This is a genomic window from Bradyrhizobium sp. STM 3809 (genome assembly GCF_000239795.1).
GTDB lineage: Bacteria > Pseudomonadota > Alphaproteobacteria > Rhizobiales > Xanthobacteraceae > Bradyrhizobium.
The window spans coordinates 1-2,671 of record NZ_CAFJ01000655.1; the positions used below are offsets into that span (position 1 = coordinate 1).

3 protein-coding genes are annotated in these 2,671 nt (G+C 66.5%); all 3 read left to right on the plus strand.

Annotation, left to right across the window (positions count from 1 at the left end; genetic code table 11):
* A partial coding sequence (locus BRAS3809_RS29060) for a (2Fe-2S)-binding protein (protein WP_240535797.1) occupies positions 1-453 on the plus strand: 453 nt, incomplete at its 5' end.
* The gene (locus BRAS3809_RS37665; RefSeq protein WP_008965590.1) at positions 450-935 is read left to right on the plus strand and encodes a molybdopterin cofactor-binding domain-containing protein; all 486 of its coding nucleotides are present in this window, start codon (positions 450-452) and stop codon (positions 933-935) included. The genes BRAS3809_RS29060 and BRAS3809_RS37665, both read left to right, overlap by 4 nt.
* Positions 936-959: 24 nt before the next feature.
* On the plus strand, positions 960-2,671 hold a 1,712-nt coding region (locus BRAS3809_RS29065; protein WP_283805781.1), incomplete at its 3' end, for a xanthine dehydrogenase family protein molybdopterin-binding subunit.

Genomic DNA, 2,671 nt, shown 5'->3' on the forward strand with positions numbered 1-2,671 from the left:
GTCGATGCGGCGAACGACACGCCGCTGCTATGGGTCATCCGCGAGCAGTTGCAGATGACCGGCACCAAGTTCGGCTGCGGCGCCGGGCTGTGCGGCGCCTGCACCGTGCACGTCAACGGCGAGGCGGTGCGCTCGTGCCAGACCATGGTCGGCGACGTCAAGGACAAGAAGATCACGACCATCGAGGGCCTGTCGCAGAAGGGCGATCATCCCTTGCAGAAGGCGTGGATCGCCGAGCAGGTGCCGCAATGCGGTTACTGCCAGTCGGGGCAGATCATGCAGGCGGCCTCGCTGCTCGCCAAGACGACCAGCCCGACCAAGGAGGAGATCACAGCGCACATGGACGGCAATCTCTGCCGCTGCATGACCTATTCGCGGATCCAGAAGGCGATCCAGCGCGCCGCATCCGAGATGCGCACCGCGTCGAACACCAGCGACCGGAGGGCGACATGAACCAGCACGTGAAAGCAGCGCCCGCCATGGCCGCCGATCTCAGCCGCCGCTCCTTCCTGGTCGGCACCGCCGCCACCGGCCTCGTGCTCGGTTATGCCGGCCTCGCTGACAGCGCTCTTGCTGCAACGACGCCGACGAGCTTCGAGCCGACCGTCTGGTACTCGATCGCGCCGGATGGCCTGGTCACCGTGACCTGCGGCAAGGCCGACATGGGCCAGCACATTGCCTCCACCATGGCGCAGATCATCTGCGAGGAGCTTGGGGCTGCGTGGAAGGACATGCGCGTCCAGCTCGCCTCCAATGATCCGAAGTTCAACGACCCCGTGCTCGGCGCCCAGATCACCGGCGGCAGCTGGAGCACGATGATGAACTTCGACGCGATGAGCCGCGCCGGCGCCGCCGGCCGCATCGCGCTGACCGAGGCGGCTGCGACCGCATGGGCGTGCCGGCCAAGGAGCTCACGGTGCGCGACGGCATCGTGATGCACCGCGAAGTCGAAGAAGCAGATGAGCTATGCCGAGATCGTCAAGAGCGGTAAGATCACCAAGAGCTTCACGCCCGACGAGCTGAAGGCGATCATGCTGAAGACGCCCGATCAGTACACCATGATCGGCGTCTCGGTGCCGCAGCTCGACATCCCCTCCAAGACCAACGGCACGGCGAAATACGGCATCGATACGATGCTGCCGGGCATGGTCTACGGCAAGGTGGTGACGCCGCCGGTGCGCTTCGGCGCGACGGTCAAGTCCGTCGATGACAGCGAGGCCAAGAAGGTCCCGGGCTTCATCAAGGCGGTCGTGCTCGACGACAAGACCGGCTCGACGTCGGGCTGGGTGGTCGCGGTGGCGAGCACGTTCGCCAACGCCAAGAAGGCCGCGGATGCGCTGAAGATCAGCTACGACAAGGGTCCCTACGCCAATGTCAGCACCGACTCGATCATCACCGAGGCGATGCGGCTGCAGGCGCAGGACGACTCGGGTCAGTTCTTCGTCAAGGACGGCGATGCCAATGCGGCGCTCGCCAGTGCGGTGAAGGTGCTGGAGGCGGAGTACACCACCAGCATCAACATCCACGCGCCGATGGAGCCGATGAACGCGACCGCCGAGTTCAAGGGCGACATTCTGCACATCTACTCCGGCAACCAGTTCGCGACCCGCTCCGGCGCGATCGCGGCCGGTGCCGCCGGGATCGATCCCAAATATGTCGTGATGCATCAGGCCTGGCTCGGCGGCGGCTTCGGCCGCAGGCTCGATGCCGACATGATGGTGCCGGCGGTGCAGGCGGCCAAGGCCGTCGGCAAGCCGGTCAAGGTGATCTATTCCCGCGAGAACGACATGACGATGGACTACTCGCGGCCGCTCACCTACCAGAAAGTGAAGGCAGGGCTCGACGCCAGCGGCAAGCTGATCGCGCTCAGCCACGACGTCGTCTCGGCCTGGCCGACGGCGCGTTGGGGCATCCCGGACTTCCTGTCGCCCTCGGTCGACAAGAAGGGCCCGCTCGACTCGTTCACGGTCAACGGCGCCGACTTCTTCTACACCGTGCCCAACCACCATGTGCGCGCGATCAAGAACGAGCTCGCGCATAATGCGACGCCGTCCGGGCAGCTCCGCTCGGTGGCGCCGGGTTGGACGTTCTGGGCGGTCGAGAGCATGATCGACGAGATCGCGGCCGCGTCGGGTCAGGACCCGGCGCAGTTCCGCATCGCGTTGCTCGACGGCAAGGGCAAGAACGATGGCGGCGCGCAGCGGCTGCGCAACACGCTGCTCGCGGCGATGGGCCTCTCCGGCTACGGCGCGAAGAAGCTGCCGAAAGGCGAGGGCATGGGCGTGGCCTGCGTGTCGTCGCAGGAGCGCGCGACCGCGAGCTGGACGGCGTGCGTCGCCCATGTCGCCGTCGCTGACAACGGCGCGGTCACGGTGAAGAAGCTCACCGTGGCGACCGATGTCGGCACCCAGGTGCATCCCGACAATATCCGCGCCCAGGTCGAGGGTGCGGCGCTGTGGGGCCTGTCGCTGGCCATGTACGAGAAGGCGACGTTGAAGGATGGCGGCATCGAGCAGACCAACTTCGACAGCTACACGCCGTTGCGCATGAGCCAGGTGCCGGAGGTCGCGATCGCCGTCATCGCCAATGGCGAGAAGGCGACCGGCGTCGGCGAGCCTGCTGTCACGGTGGTCGCACCGGCGCTCGGCAACGCCATCTACAACGCCTGCGG